At 74.1% G+C, this 3,249-nt stretch carries 2 protein-coding genes; both read left to right on the top strand.

The window, feature by feature from the left end:
* The first annotated feature begins 356 nt into the window (after nt 1-356).
* Nucleotides 357-1,607, top strand: a complete 1,251-nt coding sequence (gene purD, locus C1J00_RS40880) for a phosphoribosylamine--glycine ligase (protein WP_102913900.1) — start codon at nt 357-359, stop codon at nt 1,605-1,607.
* A gap of 372 nt (nt 1,608-1,979) precedes the next feature.
* Nucleotides 1,980-3,249 (top strand): hypothetical protein (locus C1J00_RS40875; RefSeq protein ID WP_180989880.1); only part of this gene is annotated, 1,270 nt, incomplete at its 3' end.

Raw genomic sequence — 3,249 nt, 5'->3', positions numbered from 1 at the left:
CCCCCCAGCCCTCCGCCCCACGGCCACGTCATGTCTCCGCCGAGGAGGACATCCCCGAGGACGACGACCCCGACCTCGACGAGTCAGCCCTCTCCGGTCAGGAGCTGATCGTGAGGGAGCTGGGAGCGACGGTGGTCGAGGAGTTCACGAACGAGTAACCGGGGCTCGCAGGCGAACGGCCAGGGCTCCTAGAGGAACGGCCAGGACTCGCAGGTGAACGGCCAGGACTCGCATGCGGAGCCTGCCGGAGGAGGGCGCGGCGCCGCCCTCCTTGGAGGAACCTCCAGCTCCAGTTCCCCCCTCCCCTCGGTGGCCCGCACAAAGGGAACCCAGCGCCTCCCGTTAGGCTGACCCCCGTGAAGGTCCTCGTCATCGGCAGCGGCGCCCGCGAACACGCCCTGTGCCACTCCCTGTCCCACGACCCCGACGTCACCGCGCTGCACTGCGCTCCCGGCAACGCAGGTATCGCCGAGGTCGCCGAGCTGCACCAGGTCGACGCCCTGGACGGCGCGGCCGTCACCGCGCTGGCCACCCGCCTCGGAGCGGAGCTCGTGGTCGTCGGCCCGGAGGCCCCGCTGGTCGCCGGTGTCGCCGACGCCGTGCGCGAGGCGGGCATCCCGGTCTTCGGTCCGTCCGGGCGGGCCGCGCAGCTCGAAGGCTCCAAGGCCTTCGCGAAGGACGTCATGGCGGCGGCCGAGGTGCCCACGGCCCGGTCGTACGTCTGCACCACACCGGAAGAGGCCGACGCGGCCCTCGATGCCTTCGGGCCCCCGTACGTCGTCAAGGACGACGGGCTCGCCGCAGGCAAGGGTGTCGTCGTCACCGACGATCTCGAAGCGGCCCGGGCCCACGCGGCGGCCTGCGAGCGCGTGGTCATCGAGGAGTACCTCGACGGCCCCGAGGTCTCCCTGTTCGCCGTCACCGACGGCGAGACGGTCGTCCCCCTCCAGCCCGCCCAGGACTTCAAGCGCGCACTGGACGGCGACGAGGGCCCCAACACCGGCGGCATGGGCGCGTACTCCCCGCTGCCGTGGGCCGACCCGAAGCTGGTCGACGAGGTGCTGCAGACCGTGCTGCAGCCCACCGTGGACGAGATGCGGCGGCGCGGCACACCCTTCTCCGGCCTGCTCTACGCCGGTCTCGCGATCACCTCCCGCGGTGTCCGCGTGATCGAGTTCAACGCCCGGTTCGGCGACCCCGAGACCCAGGTCGTCCTGGCCCGGCTCAAGACGCCGCTGGCCGGTCTGCTGATGGCCGCCGCCACCGGCAACCTCGCCCACCTGGAGCCGCTGCGCTGGAGCGACGACGCGGCCGTGACCGTCGTCGTCGCCTCGCACAACTACCCCGGCACCCCGCGCACCGGCGACGCCATCACCGGTCTCGACGAGGTCGCCGCCGAGGACGCCCCGCATGCGTACGTGCTGCACGCCGGCACCCGGCAGGAGGGGGACGCCGTCGTCAGCGCGGGCGGCCGCGTCCTGTCCGTGACGGCCACCGGCGAGGACCTCACCGAGGCCCGCGACCGCGCCTACACGGCCGTCGGCCGCATCCGCCTCGACGGCTCCCAGTACCGCACGGACATCGCCGCGAAGGCGGCGGGCGCGTAACCGGCCTGCGACGGGAAGGGAAAACCACCCCGCCGCCGATGAACCCCACAGGCCCCGGATCCGTCTCAGGATCCGGGGCCTGGCGCATGCGAGAGGTGGGGTCTGACACATGCGAGAGGCAGGGCCGGAAGTATGCGAGAGGTGGGGGCCTGATGCTCGCTATCCGTCATCCACCTCTCCCCAAAGCCATTCCATCGAGTGACCGATGCCCTTTCCGGCTGACGGGGAGCGGAGCCCCAACTAGGGTGCGGCGCAAGCGTTCCGGCACTTGGCCCACCGGCATTGCGATGTCAGTGGCGGGTGCCACAGTGGGGGAGTGAGCAAGGGCAGCATCAGGTCAACGGGGAGGGGGTGAGGTCGGTCGTGACCGGAATGGGTGTGGAAGCAGGCGCGCAGGCCGCGCGGGCACGGGCACTGGCCGTGCTGCGCATCCGAAGCCGTGCCCTGGCCGTCGCCCTGCTGCCGGCCGCCGTTGCCGTGATCCTGCTCGCGGGCGCCGTCGGCGACCGCCTGGAGGGCCCCGTCTGGGACGCGGCCCGCTGGGTCCTGACGCCGGTCGCGGCCCTCGTGCTGCTCGCCGCCGCCGGGATCGCCCTGGTCGTCGCCCGGGCCCGGCCCGCCATGAGCCCGACGGTCCCGGTCACCGAGCAGGCGGCTCCCGACCTGTACCGGATGGTGCGCGACCTCGCCGACCGCCTCGACGTCCCAGCCCCCTCTGCGATAGCGCTCACCCCGGACTGCGACAGCTGGCTGGAGGACCGCACGCACCCGGCCCACGGCCCGCCCCCGGCCGAGGAGCACCACGACATAGCGGGAGCGGGGAAACAGGCGCACCGCCGGCACCCCGTCGCGCCGGTCCTCGTCATCGGCTCCCCGTTCCTGTGGTGGATGCGGGTCGGTGAACTGCGCGCGGTCCTCGCCCCGGTCATCGCCGGTACGGGCCCCTCGGCCCACCCGGACATAGCCGCCGCCCGGCGCTTCGTCCGGGGTCTGGACGCCGCGGTGGCAGTGGCCTCGGCACCCCGTCGCGAGCCGGTGTCCCGGGCGGTGCTCGCCGGGGTCGGCTGGGTCGCCCGGCTTCTGCTGCGCAGCTGCCGCGGTCATGCCGCTGAGATGGAGCGGGGTGTGGCGGCCGCGGCCGCGGAGCGTGCACAGGCTGTGGATTACGGGCTGCGGATCGTTGCCCAGGAGCAGGTGGGCCTGGCGTACGCGGGGTGGGACCGGCTGCTGACCCGGGTGGCGCTGCCCGCCTGGCGGATGGGCCGCTGGCCGTCCCGGCTGGACGCCGGTGTGGTCGCGGCGCTCACGGAGCTGTCCCGGCGCGACCGCCTGGCGGAGGGCTTCGCGTCCCGGCTGGGCGAGCGGCCCGCCTGCGATCTGCTGGAGGAGCCGGGCACGGTCGACGAGGCCGCCTCCCTCCTCGCCGCCCGCCTCTTCCACGGCGGCCCCGCCGGGTCGGGGCCCGACTGGTCGCCGGTGGCCTGGAGCGAGTATCCGGAGGAGGTCGTCGACCGCAAATGGCGCCTCGACGCGGCCCGCCTGCACCGCGTCCTGGACACCATGGGCGTCCGCCCCGCGAGCGGCCCCGCGGCTCCCGCGACCGGCGCCCCCACCCTGTCCCGCGTCCTCGACCACCTGACGG

It is taken from the genome of Streptomyces cahuitamycinicus (assembly GCF_002891435.1).
In the GTDB taxonomy this organism is placed as follows: Bacteria; Actinomycetota; Actinomycetes; order Streptomycetales; family Streptomycetaceae; genus Streptomyces; species Streptomyces cahuitamycinicus.
Note: the sequence above shows the minus strand (reverse complement) of the source record. Positions and strands in the feature narration are given on the sequence as shown.